This is a genomic window from Pleurocapsa sp. CCALA 161, assembly GCF_003003995.1.
Taxonomy (GTDB): Bacteria; Cyanobacteriota; Cyanobacteriia; order Cyanobacteriales; family Xenococcaceae; genus Waterburya.
Genome location: NZ_PVWF01000015.1, coordinates 39,354 through 58,673, shown reverse-complemented (window position 1 = coordinate 58,673; position 19,320 = coordinate 39,354). Strand labels below are relative to the sequence as shown.

General features: G+C 37.8%; 15 protein-coding genes, 2 pseudogenes and 1 riboswitch. Of the genes and pseudogenes, 7 read left to right on the top strand and 10 right to left on the bottom strand.

Annotated elements, in window-relative coordinates; genetic code table 11:
• Positions 1-172: 172 nt before the first annotated feature.
• The gene (locus C7B62_RS05830; RefSeq protein WP_106233677.1) at positions 173-550 is read right to left on the bottom strand and encodes an efflux RND transporter permease subunit; all 378 of its coding nucleotides are present in this window, start codon (positions 548-550) and stop codon (positions 173-175) included.
• A 283-nt stretch (positions 551-833) separates the two neighbouring features.
• Here C7B62_RS05830 and C7B62_RS05825 point away from each other — a divergent pair, with 283 nt between their 5' ends.
• The gene (locus tag C7B62_RS05825; RefSeq protein WP_233219827.1) at positions 834-1,403 is read left to right on the top strand and encodes a DUF3611 family protein; all 570 of its coding nucleotides are present in this window, start codon (positions 834-836) and stop codon (positions 1,401-1,403) included.
• A 17-nt stretch (positions 1,404-1,420) separates the two neighbouring features.
• Complete coding sequence (locus tag C7B62_RS05820; RefSeq protein WP_106233676.1) at positions 1,421-1,981, top strand: DUF3611 family protein; 561 nt, start codon at positions 1,421-1,423, stop codon at positions 1,979-1,981.
• A 111-nt stretch (positions 1,982-2,092) separates the two neighbouring features.
• On the opposite strand, the gene C7B62_RS05815 is transcribed toward C7B62_RS05820, so the two are convergent.
• A complete protein-coding gene (locus C7B62_RS05815) occupies positions 2,093-3,085 on the bottom strand; it encodes a sirohydrochlorin chelatase (RefSeq protein WP_106233675.1) in 993 nt (330 codons plus the stop codon).
• 27 nt (positions 3,086-3,112) lie between these two features.
• Positions 3,113-3,258, bottom strand: a riboswitch (cobalamin riboswitch).
• Positions 3,259-3,497: 239 nt separating this feature from the next.
• On the opposite strand from C7B62_RS05815, the gene C7B62_RS05810 reads away from it, so the two are divergent.
• Positions 3,498-4,544: a YegS/Rv2252/BmrU family lipid kinase gene (locus C7B62_RS05810; RefSeq protein WP_106233674.1), complete on the top strand. Its 1,047-nt coding sequence runs from the start codon at positions 3,498-3,500 to the stop codon at positions 4,542-4,544.
• A 64-nt stretch (positions 4,545-4,608) separates the two neighbouring features.
• On the opposite strand, the gene C7B62_RS05805 is transcribed toward C7B62_RS05810, so the two are convergent.
• The 3 genes from C7B62_RS05805 to C7B62_RS05795 form a co-directional block, all read right to left on the bottom strand.
• Positions 4,609-5,424, bottom strand: a complete 816-nt coding sequence (locus C7B62_RS05805; RefSeq protein ID WP_106233673.1) for an A24 family peptidase — start codon at positions 5,422-5,424, stop codon at positions 4,609-4,611.
• A 63-nt stretch (positions 5,425-5,487) separates the two neighbouring features.
• On the bottom strand, positions 5,488-5,745 hold the full coding sequence (locus C7B62_RS05800; RefSeq protein WP_106233681.1) for a hypothetical protein: 258 nt from the start codon (positions 5,743-5,745) through the stop codon (positions 5,488-5,490).
• A gap of 203 nt (positions 5,746-5,948) precedes the next feature.
• Entirely contained in the window at positions 5,949-7,649 is a 1,701-nt protein-coding gene (locus tag C7B62_RS05795; RefSeq protein ID WP_146132050.1) for a diguanylate cyclase domain-containing protein, read from the bottom strand.
• A gap of 153 nt (positions 7,650-7,802) precedes the next feature.
• Here C7B62_RS05795 and C7B62_RS05790 point away from each other — a divergent pair, with 153 nt between their 5' ends.
• Both C7B62_RS05790 and C7B62_RS26070 read left to right on the top strand, forming a co-directional pair.
• Positions 7,803-10,823, top strand: coding sequence for a hypothetical protein (locus tag C7B62_RS05790; protein WP_199194081.1), 3,021 nt, complete (start codon positions 7,803-7,805; stop codon positions 10,821-10,823).
• Positions 10,771-11,454: a hypothetical protein gene (locus C7B62_RS26070; RefSeq protein WP_199194080.1), complete on the top strand. Its 684-nt coding sequence runs from the start codon at positions 10,771-10,773 to the stop codon at positions 11,452-11,454. The genes C7B62_RS05790 and C7B62_RS26070 overlap by 53 nt, the downstream gene beginning before the upstream one ends.
• Positions 11,455-11,523: 69 nt before the next feature.
• On the opposite strand, the pseudogene C7B62_RS05785 reads toward C7B62_RS26070, so the two are convergent.
• A pseudogene (locus tag C7B62_RS05785) lies at positions 11,524-11,745 on the bottom strand (DUF2834 domain-containing protein); the annotation flags it as partial.
• 195 nt (positions 11,746-11,940) lie between these two features.
• Here C7B62_RS05785 and C7B62_RS05780 point away from each other — a divergent pair.
• Positions 11,941-13,207: pseudogene (locus tag C7B62_RS05780) on the top strand (ISAs1 family transposase).
• Between the two features lie 106 nt (positions 13,208-13,313).
• On the opposite strand, the gene C7B62_RS05775 reads toward C7B62_RS05780, so the two are convergent.
• From C7B62_RS05775 to C7B62_RS05765, 3 genes are all read right to left on the bottom strand, one after another.
• A complete protein-coding gene (locus C7B62_RS05775) occupies positions 13,314-13,826 on the bottom strand; it encodes a hypothetical protein (RefSeq protein ID WP_106233671.1) in 513 nt (170 codons plus the stop codon).
• 109 nt (positions 13,827-13,935) lie between these two features.
• Positions 13,936-14,307: a DUF2237 family protein gene (locus C7B62_RS05770; protein WP_106233670.1), complete on the bottom strand. Its 372-nt coding sequence runs from the start codon at positions 14,305-14,307 to the stop codon at positions 13,936-13,938.
• Between the two features lie 112 nt (positions 14,308-14,419).
• Positions 14,420-16,006 carry a Na+/H+ antiporter gene (locus C7B62_RS05765; RefSeq protein ID WP_106233680.1) on the bottom strand — a complete coding sequence of 529 codons (1,587 nt, stop codon included), beginning with the start codon at positions 16,004-16,006 and terminating at the stop codon, positions 14,420-14,422.
• 507 nt (positions 16,007-16,513) lie between these two features.
• Between C7B62_RS05765 and C7B62_RS05760 the strand changes: the two genes are divergently transcribed.
• Complete coding sequence (locus C7B62_RS05760) at positions 16,514-17,575, top strand: response regulator transcription factor (RefSeq protein ID WP_106233669.1); 1,062 nt, start codon at positions 16,514-16,516, stop codon at positions 17,573-17,575.
• A gap of 106 nt (positions 17,576-17,681) precedes the next feature.
• On the opposite strand, the gene C7B62_RS05755 is transcribed toward C7B62_RS05760, so the two are convergent.
• Entirely contained in the window at positions 17,682-19,268 is a 1,587-nt protein-coding gene (locus C7B62_RS05755) for an NAD(P)H-quinone oxidoreductase subunit 4 (RefSeq protein ID WP_106233668.1), read from the bottom strand.
• Positions 19,269-19,320: the final 52 nt, after the last annotated feature.

Below are 19,320 nucleotides of genomic sequence, written 5' to 3'. Positions count from 1 at the left end.
GATACTCAGTATTTTTGCTTATTCTGAGTTTACATCTCAGCCTTTCTTTGTTTCTAATTTTTTCGTCGAACTCACGTAGCATTAAGGCGATTTTTGAGCGAACTATATTTATTTTTGAACCACGTTCGGACAAAGCTTGTATTTTGCTCCGCAAAGCTTTAATTTCTCTTACTCACTGACTTGACAAATCCGCACGGCTTGATTTTGGGAATTTAGATGAGTTGTGCCTGGTAGGAGGAGAAGGTAAATATTTAGCAACGCGATCGCTAAAACTTGAAATTACAATATACAATATGGGAACGATAATTAAGCTCAGGAAAGTAGCTACAATCATCCCTCCAATTACTGCCGTTGCCAAAGATTGACGGGCAGCAGCACCAGCCCCAGAAGCGATCGCTAGTGGAAACAGACCAACGATGGTGGAAAATACTGTCATGAGAATAGGGCGCAAGCGTTGTTCGGAAGCTTCTACCGCAGCTTTGACAATGGAATAACCTTGCGATCGCAGTATCATTATTTGCTTTTGAAAAAGTTTAGTAGATTTACTCATTAATAATATCCTGCTCTAAAGTCAATAATATAACTATGTAGCTCTAGCAATTACATATTAAATAAAGGTAAATGTTTGTTGGCGATCAAGTAATGCTATATTTGACACATTAGGCTCAAATATTATTTATATATTTCTCTCTTAAGATAGAAGTTTTCTCATTTTTGCCAAGTTTAACCAGCTGAGCAATAGCTAATAAATTAATTGTTTAGGCATAACTTTTGATAGAGTCAAAAATTATGATTATTTTGCAATCTAATAGTAAGACTTACTTTAGAAATTCATGATGCAAGATAAACTAAACTCGCCTAATTTACCTAGTAAACAAAGATTTGCTAACATTTTTCGGCTTTTGGCACAAATTAGCTACTGGGTTCATTTAATCCTAGGTGTGACTTCAAGTATTATTTTAGGATTAATAATATTTAGTCGAAAATTGGGCGCACCTGCCAACAATGCAGCGATCAAAGTTAGTATTATTCTGGCTGTGGCTAGTTTGATTGTCTTGGGGTTTAGAATTTTTTGGGACTGGCGTTATAGTCGTCTGGCAAAACAGCTATCTACCAATGTTACTGTGCAACCAGAAAGAGCAGAGATAATTCAGGTTTTACGTATTGGTCTGTCAGTAAGTTTCTTAGGGTTAATCTTAGCTTTTTTGGCTTCTGAAACTACGGTAATAACTATCATTGCCGAAGCGATCGCTCAACCGCAAGGAGGAAGAATATACGAGCCACAACAGGCAATTGAAACAGCCGATTTATTTTTAGATTTTGTCAACATCACAATTTTGGGCGCACATACATTAGGAGCTATTAATTCTTTGGGACTACTTAACTGGATTACAAGGGAATAAATCTTATATGTAAAAACATGAATAAATCAGCAACATCAAAATTACCCGATAAAAGCAAATTCGCCAACACTTTTCGCATTTTAAGCCGTATCAGCTATTGGATTCATATACTTCTAGGTTCTATATCAGGAATTACGCTCTTGCTCGTCTTTTTTAGCCGAAGCGCAACCAATAATGGGGCTGGGGTAGGTATTTTTATTGCGCTCTTTAGCTTGATTGCTTTAGGTTTTCGAGTTTATTGGGCTTATCGTTACCGCCAACTAGCTAAACAATTACAGCGGGTTAATCCAGATGCACAACCAAGTAGAACAAAAATTATTCAGTTTCTCCGTATCGGCTTATTAGCAAGTTTAGTCGGTTTATTGTTGGCTTTGGTCGCTTCAGAGATTAGTTTAGTTGCTTTGGTAGCCAATGCGATCGCCAGACCTCAAGGGGTTGCTGTATATGAAAGAGAACACGTAATAAGAAGTGCAGACTTATTCTTAATCTTGGCGCAGCTTAATATTTTGGGCGCACATTTTTTTGGTAGTATTAACTCTCTAGGATTGCTCAGTTGGATCTCAAAGGAAGAAGTATAGTTATAGTTTTTTTATTATTCCGTATCAATTAAATAAATATTAGACAAAATTTGTAGAGGGCAATAACTATACACCTCTACATATACATACAATTTCAATTGGCAACCAAAATTATGGTGTTTGCCAAATACGTTGATGGTAATCTTCTAACTTGGCATAGGGGTCATTGCTACCATGATGGTGTCCATGATGGTGTTCGTGTCCGTGTCCATGTCCGTGTCCATGTCCGTGCATATCTGCGGCTGCAAGACGAAACTTACACATTTCGCAGTTCATGGCTACTTGACCCAACTGTGCCTCTATCTCTCTGGCGCGAAATACCTCTAACAATTGAGTAGCTATACCCATCTCTGGTAAACAAGCAAAATCAACTTCGGGATGTTGTTCTTCTTGTTGAGCAGTAAGATCAAATATCTTCTCCATTAATGTGCCAGTAAACAAAAAATAGGGCAGGACAATGACCCGTTTTGCCTGATGCAGATATGCTCGACGAAAACCCTCTTCTAGACGGGGATGAGTAATACCAACAAAACAAGTTTCTACTGTTTTGTACCCACTACCTTCCCACATAATTCGAGCTAGTTTGCAGACATCTCCATTAGCATCAGGATCACTAGAACCTCGACCAACAAATAGTAAGACTGTATCTTCACGGGAAATATTACGAGGATTATGTTGAGGCTGATCTAATTCCTGTAGACGATCGCGCCAGAGTTCAATAATTTTAGGTGTGATGCCAAAGTGACGACCATAACTAAAGTTGATCTGAGGATAGGGAGATCGCGCACTATCTAGTGCGTTGGTTACATCAAACTTATTATGTCTAGCAGCAAACAATAAAATTGGCAGGGCTGTAATATCTGTATACCCTTGTTGGACACAAGTTTCAACACCCTCTTTAATTGTCGGTTCAGTCAATTCTAAAAAACAGGGAATTACAGGACGAGAAGTGTCTAATTTTTGATAAATCTCAACAAAATCAATGAAAGTTTGTCTGCCGCGATCGTTTCTTGTCCCGTGACCAATTGCCAGTAAAGGTCGTTGATATGGTAAGGACGGTAATTGTAGAGAATTAAGATTGTCTTGAACTAAAGCGTTGACCATGATTATCTGTACCTCGCAGAATTAATTTAGTGAACTATGGCGATCGGTGGGCATCCTGACTGAGAGATAACTTGCGTTATCTCATCACAGTTGCGGGACAGCGTTGGACTCACACCAAACTTTCCCCATTATTTCTAAATACTTAATTTAGAACCGAATTATAGCTATGCTGGTAATGTTAACCGATCTCCAGCTTACTTCTGCCAAAAACTTAGCTTTAATTTAGATAACCAAAGAATTTACGCATTTTGGGCTAAGGAAGTAAAAAATTTGCTTAATTTTAATTGGTTAAAATTAATTCTTTTGGTAGACACTTGATTTTGATTATTAAGGCATAATTAGCTAAAAATATCTCCAACTGCTTTGTTGAGTAGCTTTGATTTTAATTGTTTAGTATTTTATCTTAGAGCTTATGAATCGTTCAGCCTGTTTAATCTTCAATCCTGTTGCTGGACAAGGCGACTCAAAACAAGAGTTAGCCACGATAAAACGTATTTTAGACCCAGCATTTGATCTCGATATTCAATACACTACCCCAGAAATTAGTGCAGGAGAATTAGCCTTGAAAGCGATCGCGAACAATGCCGAGATAATTATTGCCTCTGGGGGAGATGGGACGGTTTCAGCCGTAGCTGAAGCTTTAATTAATAGCAATATTCCCTTGGGGGCGATCGCCAGAGGTACAGCCAATGCTTTTGCCAACGCTTTGGGCATTCCCGACACTATTGAAGCGGCATGTAAGGTAATTGTTGATGGTGCGACTAAAAAGGTAGATGCAGCAACCTGTAATGATAAGCCGATGATTTTATTGGCAGGAGTGGGTTTTGAAGCCGAAACCGTAGAAGATGCCGATCGCGAAGCGAAAGATCGCTTAGGAATGCTAGCCTATGTTCTGTCTGGATTAAAGCAGCTAAGGGAATTTGAGAAGTTTACCACCACAATTGAAACCGATGATAAAATCATCGAAGTTGAAGCTAACGCCGTGACAGTTGCCAATGCTGCGCCACCTACTTCAGTCTTGGCTCAAGGCGCAGCCGGAGTAGTTTATGATGATGGGTTATTGGATGTTACCATTATCGCTGCCCAAACTAGAGCAGGAGCGATCGCCATTTCTTATCATCTGCTTCAAACCGCCAGCAACAAAGAAGCAGCCGAACGAGACGATGTTGGCTATTTACGCACTAAATGGGTCAAAGTTACTACCAATCCACCACAAAAAGTAGTTTTGGATGGAGAATTGATTGGTTCAACTCCCATAGAAGTTAAGTGTATTCCTGAAGGCTTAACCGTATTTACTCCTATTGATCAGGTTCTACAAGCACAAGAAAGACTCGATCATCTGCCTGGGATTAAAATTACCACCAAACAACCTGTTGTGGAAGAACAACCTCAGTCGTTGAGTACGATGATCAAGGATGGAGTAATAATAGAGGGCGAAGAGTTTATTGATGGTAATTAAAGACCAATAGTTAGATGTATATTACGAAAGGTGGCTTTGTTGACTCACATTGACTAGATTAAAGCTAAAAACGCCAAAAATTCTTAAGATAGGCATCAATTAGAGCATCACCAAAAAACAAGCTTAATACGCCACCTAATGCCAAAAAAGGACCAAAAGGCATAGGCTGTTTTTTACCAATAATTCTCAAAGCGATCGCGCCACCGCCGACAATTGAACCCACCCCACAGGCAATAAAGCTAGATAGCAAGACATATTTCCAGCCAATCCACGCACCAATAGTTGCCATTAATTTACCGTCTGCATCACCCATTGCCTGCTGTCCCATGATCATTAGACCGATGAGGGCAATAATTTCTAGCAACCAGATGCCTGCAACTGCCCCCCCAATACCAAACATCAAACCATTGGCGACACCTTGCCCTTGACTCGCTTCCCAGCCGATAACCACCTGAAAAACTAATCCCAAGACTAAACCTGATTTAGTTAGAGAAGAGGGTAAAGTCATGGTATCCAAATCGATCAGTGACAATGACAATAACCAGGACAAAAAGAGACAGTAGCCAACAGTTTCTAGACTGTAGCCAAAACGCCAAAAAACTGCCATGAAGATCAAGCCCGTGACTGCTTCGACAATTGGATAACGACTGGAAATTTTAGTTTTGCACCAACGGCAGCAACCTCGAAGCCATAACCAGCCAAGCACAGGAACATTTTCTGTAACTCCTAATGGATGCAGACATTGAGGACAACGAGACGGGGGATAAATTAGAGATAATTTTGCGGGAATACGATATATAACTACGTTGAGGAAACTACCAATACATACGCCAAAGGTCAAAGCTGTGGCAAATCCCATTGCCATCACCAGTGTTTCCATAATTTAATTTACATTAATTTGTAGTTTAAATAAATAAAAATAATTAGCAATAATTCAAGTTTTTTAATATACTTCTGCTTCAATTTGCTTGAGAGGAATAAAACACTCTCTAGGCAACAATATGGGCTTAGCATTAAACGCTAATTGACCTCGATGGTTATCTCGATTAATTACTATTCCCCTTGGTTTATTTTCCGTAGCAACATTCAAATTACAGTAACTACGATAAATATTTCTGGCGGCTTTAATCAAGCTTGGATCGAAAAATATCGTATTCGTTTGAGTGTTAACTGAATCCTGATTGCGCGTTGATGATTTCAAATTCACAGAAAGATCCCTCAAAAGACAACTCCAAATTTAACCTAATTTTTTCCAGACGGAGAGGAGAATAAATAAATTTTTGTTACGAATATTGGCAATTGTTTAGTTGTCAAGAGTAATAACCAGTTAATACAAATGAACTTTTTGGCTGACTGCATATTTGATCTGACTTTAAATCTATAAAGATGAGCAAGCGATCGCTATTACCAAAAAGTCTTAATCTCAACCTTTTGTTTAGCAATATTACAAGTTGCTTTGATTACATTAAGTAAATCGGTTGGGTTATCGTTGTCTGCATTAATTTCTAGCAAGCCGACACTGGTATTAATCGGATATTCATTACCTTGCCACTGAAATGAAAATTTATTTAAATCTTTTCGTAGTTTGTTAATTGATATAGATGCTTGGTCTAAGGAACAGTTAAGTACTAATGTGACCAATTCGCGATCGCTTAGACGAGCTACATAATCTGATGATAAATGCAACTTAATTTTAGCTGCAATCTGATACATCAAAATTTCACTAAGTCGAGGATCTTGTTGTAAGTTAGAAGTTGCTTCTGAGTTAAAGTCTATAGTTAAATCGTCAATAACCAAACAGCAGATGACGTGATGGTAATCGTTTTGAGCAATCTGTTCTAAAGTCAATTCCAAAATTTCTGCTAATTCTGGTTCACTTAACAAGAAAATTGTATCTTGACTGCTATGATTTAATGAATGCTCTGAATTGACTAAAATTTGATTTAAATCATAAAGCTGACGAATTATAATCAATACTTCCGCCATCCCAATAGAACTAATTCTTGCTTCGTAATATTGTCGCCCACCATTATCTAAAGGTAGATCAAAGCGGTGGGAATGAGTTAAACCAGATTTTAAAGATAGCTGAGCATACTTGATAAACCGTAAGGCTATTTTAGGATCTAAAAACTCATTAATATGTTTGTCAATGATTTCTCCTCTGATTATAAACGAGTTAGCGTCTTTAGCTGGAATATAGCTTAAACAAATTCCGCCTTCGGTTATTCGCAACATAGAATCAGGAATAGCTCTAAGTATAGTCGCACTTTCACTTTCAGAGTCTTCAAGTTGAGGCTGAATTTCTTGCTGTTCTTGCCACTCTTGAATTAGTCGTTCGGCTATAAACAAAGCAGGAAGAGTGAAAACAATAACAACAATTGATAATGAAAGTAAAATTGTTGATGTTGCCAAAGAAAGAATAACTAGAAATATTAAGGAGAAAATTATAATTACATTACGGATTTTTTTTCGCAGCAGTGCAATATTATCTAATAAAGTTAGAGGAGATTTAAATGCTTGTTCAACTGGAATCAAAGAAGAAATCAGTTCATTTTGAGATAATGATGTTTGAGCAGTAATTAAACTAGTTTCCACACCTATGATAGATAATAAAATTAAGCTAAAACCCGTTACTAATGTATAAGAGATTCCAAGAATCGTTGTCAATGGAGTTCCTGTGTGTAGAGACAAAAATATTGCTGTTTGTTGACTAGTTAGATCTAACCAATCTGTTCCCAATCGATAAGCTACACCAGTCTCTACACAAACACCTAAAGGAAAAACTACCATTAAAGCTATAATTTTGTAGATATTAACGGCAAGGGATTTAGTTCTTTTAGATATGAGAATATCTCTAACTTTAATGAGAATGTTTAAACCAATTATCAGCACTCCTAAACCTAGAAATAAAACATAATAAGGAGTTATTTTTTCACCTAAAAATTTGCCTTGATGAATTACCAAGAGAGCATCAATCACCACTGTCGGCAAAATTCCTAGACGATTACCTAAGCCTAGAATTATTCCTGTTAATGCAGTTATTAACAGGGGAAACAAAAGTATTGGAGCAATCTGGAGGTTAAGTTTGCGAAATACTCTATTCATATTTGGGTATGTATCTTTATTAGTAGAAAAACTTTCGGCAACTTTTTTTAAAAAGTCTAAAAACAAAAGTAATTTTTAATTAAAATTAATAAATATTAATGTTTAATAGACTATAGGCAATCACTTACAACATAACCTCTACATACCTAATATTTGAAATGTCAACAAAATTTTGTTAATACTACACTATTTTTTGCAGACAATATTCATGCTGTAGCTATATCTGCTATTGATCGAGATAGACAATCAACTTTAAGATTCAATAACATTAGTGATCTGCTCAAAGCTGGAAATAACCCAAATACATTAAGCTCATTAATTCCTGGTGCGCCAATTTTCATCCCATTTCTATCAGGAATCAAGCATGAAGATTATCCTTCAATACCAGCAGGAGATGCAGTTCCTTGGCGGATACGATCAAAAGCTATAGGGGGCATCTCTTTTAATTTACTTGCTGCTGCAACAGCTTTTGTAATTTGTAGTAGTAATCTTTCTCTTCCCTATTTTTTTAGACTTTTTTGTCAAGCTTTTACCGTTGCCAATTTATTAATTGCTTTTTGTTCTTGGACAGATTTTTATACCTTGGCTACAGGAATAGGTGAAAATTTTTATTGTGGTAATTTTGGCTTTATTTGTCAACGTCGAAAAGATGACGAAGATCTACTTTTGTCTGAAAGGATGACAAACATTTATTATCAAATGGGGCGAGAAACGGAGATACGCGGAGAACAAGCTGGTGGGGGGTTGGTAATAGCCCAAAACCAAGACAAGCAGCTTGTTTTTGTCGGTGATAAACTTGTTAATCGTAAACGAGATAACCTGACTAATTCTCTGGAGAGAGCTTTCGCGTTGGTTCGACAAAAATCTCAAAACAACGGTATTGCCCCTTTAGAAATGACAACTACGGGAGTATGGCATTATCGGTTTGGCACTAGTGGCCCTCCTGCGATCATAGAAACTCACTGGCATGAATGGATGAGCGCTAGGGTTGAAAGAGTTTGGGAATTTACAGAAGGTCAATGGGTTTGTCGAGACAAAAATATTAATCATCGTATTACCCACAACGGAGATTTTGATGCTTGGACGCTATATAACCAAGAGGTATCTAATGAGGCGTTGGGATTGTGGTTAGAGCGGGCATTGCATACATATAATTATGCCTTGGGAGATTCCCCCAAAATTGCGGGAATGATCGATCTTTTGGTAACCAAAGGAATGTGGTATGCTTCGGCGAGATTAGCGTATCATTTGGCGGGTGCTGATTCCATCGAATCTTCCTTTGAGGGACAAACTCCCCATCGAGATGCTCCTAATACGGCTGCAACAATATTAAAACTGAGTAACTGGGCAAAAGTATTTGAAAATACTTTTATGCTGTACCGTAAATTATTGTCAGCACCCGATTCTCCTGCCTGTAACCAATACTTGTACCGTTTAGAACAAGATGTGCTCCAGGTAATTGCCAAGGACGATATGATTAGTCAATGGTCGTGGCAAAAAAGGGTCAATTTTGTGAGAACTGCAATTCACGCTTTCTTCCATAACGATCTCAATCTAGCGACTAAAACCTTCATGGCTGGAGCGATCGGCACTTTTGGCTTAGTTGTCGTCTCTACTTTAGAAAAAGAACGACTGGTGATCGGCGCAAAAGGGCAGCCAATGTCAATTGGCTTTAATAAGCAAGACAATTATATGGTTTATGCCTCCGAACCAGCTGCTGTTGATGCAGTGCTTTTAAACCTTCCACAATCTCTGCGTTTAGATTTAAACCAAAAAGAAGGAGAGATTGCTTTGGTGAGTGCTAACGAAATCAGCATCTATTCTCTGGAAAAAGGCGAAGAATTAAATTATTTGCAACTAGAAGATAGATGGATTTCTATGGAAAATCATCCTTATTTACCTCATGTAAAATATCCTACTTGCAATACCCAAGATCCGATTGCTAGCGATAATCAAGAAATTCCAGCTATTTTTGAAGAAATAAAGTTAGATTGGAAAAATCCTGACTCTCTTAATTGTCAAAGTGCAGATTATTTAGTTCAACTATTAAGCGAAAAAGCTCGTAACTTCGATCAGCAAAGGCAAAAAATGCTGAGAGCAGGATTATCTAAGTTGAGTAGACAATTGCCCACAGTTGATTTGCTAATTATTGGGATAGAAAATAGCCTTTGGCTAGGAGAGAGATTTTGCCAGGATTTAAGAATTATTTTTCCCTGGCTGAATGTTCGTAGTGTTTCCTCTAATCAAATTTTGCAGCAATTAAAACATAATTTTGGCAGTTTACAATTGGGGAAAGATTCAATCATCTTAGCTGTTACTCAATCAGGTCAAACCTTTCCAACTATTCAGGCAATCAATGCTTTAGATCAGCTATATCGTCAAGGAGAAATCAAGGAGCTTTTTCTTTTAACTGGAGAATTGGGCAGTTTTTTGGGTTCGCCTGTAATTAAAGTCAAAGAAGCTAAGCTGGAAGAACATTATCACAAAATTTTTGTTAATGGTAGTGGACGCAGAACGTCAGAACCAGCAACAGTTGCTGTGGCAGCAGCCCAGCAGACTTTGACTGAGTTGTTATTGTATTTAGCTAAAAATATTAAGCAAGCTTTGCCCAATTCAACACCACCTTTTGGCATGACTTTAACATCCCAAAGCATTGCCGTGTTAGAAAACATGAAGGATGACTTTGTTGAGGTTAGTGTAGTGCAAATTATGGGAGCAACCCCAACAGGGAAAAAAATTGATTCTTCGATTGAAAAAGAACTAATTAAAAGTGGTCGTAAGTGGGCTTGGCATATTATCGAAACTCCTACTGCTTGGGCAATACACGCTTTATATATTTTAATAACTGTGGGCTGGGCAATTCCCTTTGGCTATACAATCCCTTTAGCAAAAACACTCTTAGCAAGTTTACTTTGGCTACTTCCAATACCTCAAGATTCCTTTGTTCTTCAACTGATTAATTCTGTTGTCACTTTAATCGATATCGGAATCTATATTTTTGGCTCATGGTTATGGACTCTGGGAATACGTTACGTTCAGGGTAGAGAGCTGCTAGCCAGAATTGGCAAGAGAAGCTTGGTTATTGGCGATGTTCCCTGGGTAAATCAGCTTCTGAAGAACTATGTCAGCAAATTGTTTTCTCTCAGCTACGGCATACGGCATCGCCTCTCTTGATGTGCATGGAGCTAATCCAGAGGACGATTTGTTACACGATTTTGGACATCGAGTTGTCAGAGGCACTTTAATGTTTCTAGGGGTACCTGACGGGAGAAAAAGCGATAAGCTCAAACATCAAGAAAATGCTGTAATTATGACTGGGAAACAAGCTGATGGTGTTCGAAATATTGATGTTGGACCAGAAGTAGTGGTGATGGGGTCTAATCCTGAAATAGCTCATAAAGGTTTTACCAACGCGATTATTCTCAATAGCGATGATGAGCATTTCCATCTGCGCAATGATTCTGTCTACTTCCAAAGCGAACATAGTAAAGAGCAAAAGGCTTTAATTGAAGAGTTAAGAGAATCACGCTTTACTGCATTTGAACGACTGTTGGCAAGCTATGTTTTCTTTTGGGCATTGGCGAAGAAAGTGGCCTCTTTCCCCATCTTGGGCTATGAGCATTGGAAATCTCAAAGCCGAACTAAGATTATGACTACTGCTGCGCCAGTTTCAGGAGTGATCCAAACTCAAGCAGTTCCACAAGCAAACCAAGTCATCCAGTCACTAACTCGCCTCCAGTCAATAGCGGGAAACAATAGCAGAAATCAACAAAATAATGAACCAAATTCTGAAGAACAAGGCTAGAGAAATAATTAATCACTAATTCCCCAGTTCTTTAATTAAATTGTTAAAAAAGAAGTATTGAAACAATAATCACAACAATTGAGGACGCAAACACCAATAAATTAAAGCGCCAAATAAAGGAATAAAGGCGATCGCCTTGAGCCAGCCTTTAACTCCCCTCCGTTGCATGTCGTCCCCTAAAATAGCAGGAAATAGAAGACTGAGGAGGCAAAAATCGATACTCATGACGTGAATAAATTGACTGGTTTGCCATTGAGCAACATAGTCTGACCAATCTCCCTGGGTTAATCCCCCAGGGGCAACGCATCTTAAATTGAGCGATAGTTAGTAATTCTGAAAAAGAGCTAAAAAAGTCAAGAAAGAAGAGAAGTAGTATTCAAAGCTTCTATAGAATGACTTAAATTAAAATGAGCTGAGAAAATTCATTTTAATGATGGATGGTATGATCACTATAATTACCGAAAGATAAGGGTTTTCAATCTTGTAGTGAAATTACGCCCCAAAACCACAATAGAAGAACATTTTTCAGCGATAAAAGATCCCAGAATAGATAGAACTAAACGGCATAAGCTAATTGATATAATTACAATTACCCTTTGTCCTAAAGGATTCCTAAAGGATTAGCTCGCTTCGCTCCCGTCACCGCTCCGCATATGCGGTAATTAGCGGAGCCGAGACATGGGATGATATAGAATTATTTGGCGAATGTAAATATGATTGGTTCAAATCATTTTTAGAATTGCCAAACGGAGTTCCATCACATGATACCTTTAATCGAGTATTTGCACGTTTAGACCCGCAACAATTAGAAAAATGTTTTGTGAATTGGATTAAATCTATTAATTCGTTAATATCAGGGTCACAAATTGCTATAGATGGTAAAACTTTACGTCATTCGTATGACCATAATTCTGAACAAGCAGCAATTGTAATGGTCACTCCTAAAGGATACCGCTCCGCATATGCTTGGGCGAAAGAAAGTGGTGCGGAATGCACTGCCGCTTGCGAGCCTGAATGCATTCAGGCTCGGTCGGCAGATTAGTTCTAGCACAAAAAAAGGTAGCTAAAAAATCAAATGAAATCACAGCAGTTCCTGAATTATTAAAAATTTTAGAATTATCAGGAGCAATTGTAACCTTAGATGCAATGGGCTGTCAGACCAAAATAGTAAATCAAATAGTGAATCAACAAGCTGATTATTTGATTACATTAAAAAAGAACCAAGGCGGATTGTATAAGCGAGTAGATGACTTATTTAAAGTAGCTTTATCTGAGAATAAAAATGACTTTTTCCCTAGTAATTATATTGTATATGAATCAGGTCATGGTCGTACTGAACAAAGATGTTATCATGTTTTAAATGACATCCAAGAACTTGTAGATTCCCCAAAGAAATGGTCGAACCTAAATTCAGTTGTTCATCTTGAATCAATTCGCCAATTGAAGAATGGTAAAATAAAGCATGAGAATAGATATTTTATCACTAGCTTGTCTCAGGATGCTCAACAATTAGCTGAATATATTCGAGGACATTGGGGGATTGAAAATCAGCTTACCCTGGGTATTAGATGTAGGTTTTAATGAAGATGGTTCTAGAATAAGAAAAGATAATGCTCCTGAAAACTTGGCGGTTATTAGACATATAGCTTTGAATTTAATCAAGCAACATAAAAGTATTAAAGGCAGTATTAAAGGCAAGCGAAAAAAAGCAGGTTGGGATAATAATTATCTTCGAGAACTATTACTTAATTAGAAATATCTCATCAAAATTCAATCCAGAATGAAGAAGAAAACAACTCTTCTTTATTTCTGGTATCTCAACTTTTCTTTGTTCAGATAAAAGTAAGTCATGTTTACTATTAACGAGTTTTCATGCAGATATTAAATTTAATTTGAAGCTTAAAACTTTTTAAAGTTCTTTTTCTGTCTAGCTTTGGGGATTTAGATGCGTTGTCCCTGGTTAATCCCCAGATCATTAGGGCAATAACAGCAACGCTAGCCGCGATCGCCGTCAGGCGAGAATCTAGTATTTTGAGTAACCAATTCTTTGACTTGTTCACCGTAATATCAGTCTGACGCAAAGCAAGATAGGGCAACAGCGCAAATGCCCCCAGTCCAAATGATACAGCAGAGAAAGGGTAGGGGGAAATCTTTTGATTACTGTCAAACAAAATAAATGCTGCATAAACTACAGGGAAAATGCCCATGATATAGAAGATAGCAATAATTATTGGGTTGATTCCCGCAAATTCTCCCGTAGACAGCTTGAGAATTAACTCAAAATCTCCTTGCTGTGTTTTTGTAAAAGAAGAGGCGATCGCGTAGATGGTAAAAGCTAACCAAAGCAATCCTAAAAAAAGTTTACGCGCCATTTTGTAATTCAAAGCTCAGTAGGAGGAAAAACATTACCTTGCCCGTGCAGAGGTCAAAAAGTTAATAACTACCTCGATCAATTTAGGTTTAGTATGAAAATATATTTTATTAACCATTCAAATCTAGGGAATGTTCTTTAAGCACTTCTAGGGGAATAAAGTTCAGCATTGATTCATGAGTGGCTTCCAAATTAATGGGTGGTGCAAAGCCTGCATCTAATGCTTCTTTCCAGCGTAAAGCACACAAACACCAACAGTCTCCTGGTTTTAAACCTGGAAAATCGTACATTGGCATTGGTGTACTCAGATCATTTCCTTGTTTTTGGCTAAAAGTCAAAAACTTAGCAGTAACTTCGGCACAAACGATATGTAAACCTCGATCTTCTGCCCCAGTATCACATTTACCATTACGATAAAATCCTGTCATGGGAGAAATGCAGCATGTTTTCAATTCTCCACCTAAAACATTCTTGGCATTCATGGCTAAATTCTTCGGTCAATAGGGACTTGTAAGCATAAATAAATTTTAGCGAAATTGAGCTACAAAAAGACGCTTCCTTGCCAACACCTTGAAAATTGTTAGTTTTTATCTGTTAGTCTTTATCTATGAATTCTGCATCCCCTGCTTTGGCAATAATATCTTGTAGTATGGAAGAAAGATTTTCATTTAATTGACCTGCTCTGATAAATTCGGCATAGGTATCGGCTTCAATATCTAATAACTGCTCATTAAGCTGTTCCATAGTAAGCGATCGCAAATCATCATACTTTTGCTGCATATTGTCAATTTTTTCTTTAATGTTTTTGAGTTCTCCTTTAACCAATTCTTGTTGATAGCGATAGTATTCAGGATCAATTTCTAAAGCTAATTCATTGTTAGCTAAATAGTTTAAAACCCTCTTCATGGCTACTTTGCGAGCTAATAACTCGGAATACTCTTGACGCTGAGGCTGATCGTCAACCAGATTGAGAGTGCTTAACAGCCACTTCATACTCAATCCTTGAACTAAGAGACTAAATAGCACTACCCCAAAAACTGTATCAATAATTTCTTGTCTACTCGACAATATTTCAGGAACACTTAATGCTAGAGCAATGGATACAGAGCCTCTTAAACCACCCCACCACAGTACGGTTTGTTCTGGCAGATTAGTTTTAGTTTTACTAAATAAATTACTAATATTACCCAAAGCAAAGATCATTATTGCTCTAGTAACTGATACAGCAGCGATCGCCATGACAATTAGACCAAAATTGCTTTTAAGACTAATAAAATTTATTTGGTCGCCAATTAATAAAAAGACAATAGAATTGACAAAAAACGCCAGAAAATCCCAAAATTCCGAAACTAATTGTCTAGTACGGGGATTCATCCCAATCCGAGAACCAAAATTGCCCAAGATAATACCAGCAATCACAACCCCAATTACCCCAGATCCACCTAATTCTTCCGTGATTAAGTAGGTTCCATAAGCTGATACCAAGGTCAAAGATTGTTCTACCAAAGGTAAATCAAATCTTTGAGTTAGATAAGAAATCCCAAATCCAATTAAGCCACCAACACTAAAACCAATACCAGCAAAAGTTATAAAACTAATCGCAATGGTTGAAAGGTCAAATTCGCCAATACCCAGAGGAATATTAACCAACAGCAAAAATGCAACTACTGCTACTCCATCATTAAAGAGACTTTCTCCTTCTATGAGAATTGTTAAACGTTTACTTGCTCCCAATTCTCGCAGCAAAGCTACTACAGACACAGGATCGGTAGAAGACAGACTAGCACCAATTAAAAGAGCTGTAGCCAACGACATATCAGTAAAATAATCGAGGGGAAAGGCTACCCCAACTACAGAAATAACTACACCGACAACCGCAAACAAACTCACAGGAATCAGACTGTTCTTGAGACTGCGCCAACGTATATTCCAGGCGGCTTCAAACAGTAAAGGAGGCAGAAAAATTTCCAAAATCAACTCTGGAGAGAGACTGACTAACCGAATATCTACAAAAGCTAAACCAAGTCCGACGATCACTAGCAACAAAGTATAGGGAATTTGGCGAAACCAGCTAAAGATACGTGAAATAGTTGCCACGCTTAAAGAGACGGATAAGACGATCAAAAATTGTTCTAGATTGTCCTCGATAGAAACCTCCGTTACGCTGGGTTCTATCGTCAAAAAGATTGTTTCCATAAAGTCACTTGCGAAATACGGTTTTAGGTAGACTGCATTATTTAGTTAATCATGACGTAGATTTTCATGATGGTTATTAGAATAGAATAGACCAAATCAACTAGTTTGATTTTTCGAGAATCACCCAAAATTTTTATAGGTCGGGATAATTATTGTTATTCCTCAGCTAGACTCAAGCAAAGACTTGTATACTATTTAGAACTTATTTTAAGGTTATTGTATTTATATATAACACTACAAAAAAATCTATAATAACAGCTTTTAATCAGCGTTTTCTTGAATATTGATGCTAAATAATTAAACGAATAAATTAGAGATTGTTTAATATTTAATTACTGATTTTGATAGTTGTACAAACCTTCTTTACAAACAGTTTAAGAGTTGATATGTAATCTTTTTTTTTTCTCTCGATCTATTAAGATAATTTGAAATATAAATTGGCAACTTGCTTGGGCAAGAATATAAAAATTTAAAATTATTTAGGTATATTGAATGATTACTGTTTTATTAGTAGACGATCAAACTCTGCTCTGCGAAATCCTTAAAACTTGGCTGGATGTAGAAAAAGATATTAATGTTTTGGGTGTTGCTCATAATGGACGGGAAGCGATCGCTAAAGTAGAAGAGTTGCAGCCTGATATTGTGCTGATGGATATTGATATGCCCCAGATGGACGGATTAAAAGCTACTAAGATTATTTCCCAGCGATTTCCCAAAGTGAAAGTAATTTTTCTCAGTGGTCATGATGATGATGTTTATCTAGGCAAATCTCTGCGTTCTGGAGCAAAAGGATATTTGCTTAAAAATACCAGAGCCGAAGAACTGGTAAAAAAAATCCGTTCTGTTTACACAAATGTTAACTTATTAGAGTCATTGCAAAACCATGATTCTTTAATCCCCTTACAAGTTCAAGTAGAAGAATTAATTGAAACCTATCGTCTTAAATTAGAAGAGCTGATGGCCGCACAAAATGCTCACTATTCATCAGATAATTTGGCACAAATCGAGCAAAAATTAGAGCAACGCCTTGATGAATTAGAAGACAAAATTGATGCTAATCAGGGCAACAAATTTAATCAGCTAGAAAATAAAAATCAATCAAGCTGGAGATCGATTCGTCAAGAATTAATTAATGTTAATAGCCAATTTAATCAAGCAAGCCGTAGTTTGAGTAGCCAATTTAGTCAGCAAATTGTTAATTTGCGACAGGATCTTGAGGCTAAACTAATCGAAGCTTTAGATGATTGGTCACGTCAGCGGGCAGCACTACAGGAATGGGCAGTACAGCGAGATGAGATGCGCCCTGATTTCGAGGATTATGAGTTAAAAAATCGTCAGGAATTAATATCTGTGCTTAATCCTTTGCGAGCTTCATTAGAGGAAACAGATCAAAAGCTCAAGGCCACTCGTAATTGGTTAAGAGCTTGTGGATTATTGGCTTTATTAGCCCTAGGGGTTTCAGGGTATCTCCTGTTTCAGATTAACTCAGGGAGTTTAATTAATCCTACTAAAGGCACACCAGATAGTAATGTTGAAACCAATACCAATTCTTAAAAGCGGATTTAAGATTATTTTCAACTAATGGTATAAGTAGTCAAAAAGACCCAAGATAGGACAAGGCGGTGCCTTGCCCGTATAATTTTATTTAGCTATTTTTAACCTATTCAATTTCAATTTTTGGTGCAGTTAAAGACATCATTGAATAACTATGAGCAGAAATGCGGGTTTGTTGAGCCAAGCTGGGTACAGAAGCACGCAATTTGGCTGTGAGTTGACTGATGCTGGAATCATAAATTTGGGTAACTAATTTAGGATACAAACCAATCCCAATAATGGGAATTAATAAGCAAGCGATGATAAACACCTCTCTGGGTTCAGCATCAACTAAATTAGTGTGATCGACCAATTCTTTGTTCTCAGGGCCATAAAGCATTTCCCGTAGCATTGACAGCAGATAAATTGGCGTTAGGATAACGCCGATCGCCGCCAAGAAAATGATACACACCTTGAAAGTAGAGTTGTAAGCATCACTAGTAGCAAAGCCAACAAAGACCATTAATTCTGCTACAAAGCCACTCATGCCTGGGAGGGCTAAAGAAGCAAAGGAACAAGTCGTCCACATGGCAAAGATCTTTTTCATCTTTTGACCAACACCACCCATCTCATCGAGCATTAGGGTATGGCTGCGGTCATAGGTAGCACCCACCATGAAAAAGAGGCTAGCTCCAATCAGACCATGAGAAATCATTTGCAGCATTGCCCCACTAGTACCCAAATCGGTAAAAGAAGCAATCCCAATCAGGACAAATCCCATATGAGAGATCGATGAATAGGCAATTTTGCGCTTGAGGTTACGCTGGGCAAAGGAAGTTAAGGCTGCGTAAACAATGTTAACTACTCCCAAAATTACCAGAGCGGGAGCAAAAAAGGCATGAGCATCGGGCAGCATCCCCGCATTCATCCGTAGTAGAGCATAGCCCCCCATTTTTAACAAGATACCTGCAAGCAGCATATGGGCTGGGGCTGTTGCCTCTCCGTGAGCATCGGGAAGCCAGGTATGGAGAGGAAAAATCGGCAGTTTAACCCCATAGGCAATTAAGAAGCCAGCATAGAGAAATAACTGTAGATTAAAGGCATAATCTTTAGCAGCGATCGCCCTCATGTCAAAGGTCACGACATCCCCATAGAATGCCATGGTCAAGGCAGCGATTAAAATAAACAGCGAACCTCCTGCGGTATAGAGGATAAACTTCGTTGCCGCGTAAAGACGCTTCTTCCCACCCCAAATGGACAGGATGAGATAGACAGGAACTAATTCTAATTCCCAAACCAGGAAAAACAGCAGCATATCTTGAACGGCAAAGACGGCAATTTGTCCGCCATACATTGCCAACATGAGAAAATAAAATAGCTTTGGCTTATAAGTAACTGGCCAAGCGGCCATCATGGCGAGGGTTGTAATGAACCCTGTCAGCAAAATTAAGGGCATGGAAAGACCATCTGCCCCAACTGACCAATTGAGGTCTAGCTGAGGTATCCAAGCATAACTTTCGACTAGCTGGAGGTCAGGATTACTAAAATCGTAGTCTTGATAAAAGCCATAAACGAGGATGACGAAATCAATTAAGCCAATAACTAAAGCGTACCAACGAACGGTTTTACCTTCCTTGTCAGGGATAATCGGCAAAAATAAAGAAGCGACGATGGGAAATAAAATACAGGTAGTTAACCAAGGAAAGTGGGTCATAGAGAAAAAAGCGAAATTTTAGTGATTCTACTAGGTCGTTTTACTTATAAAC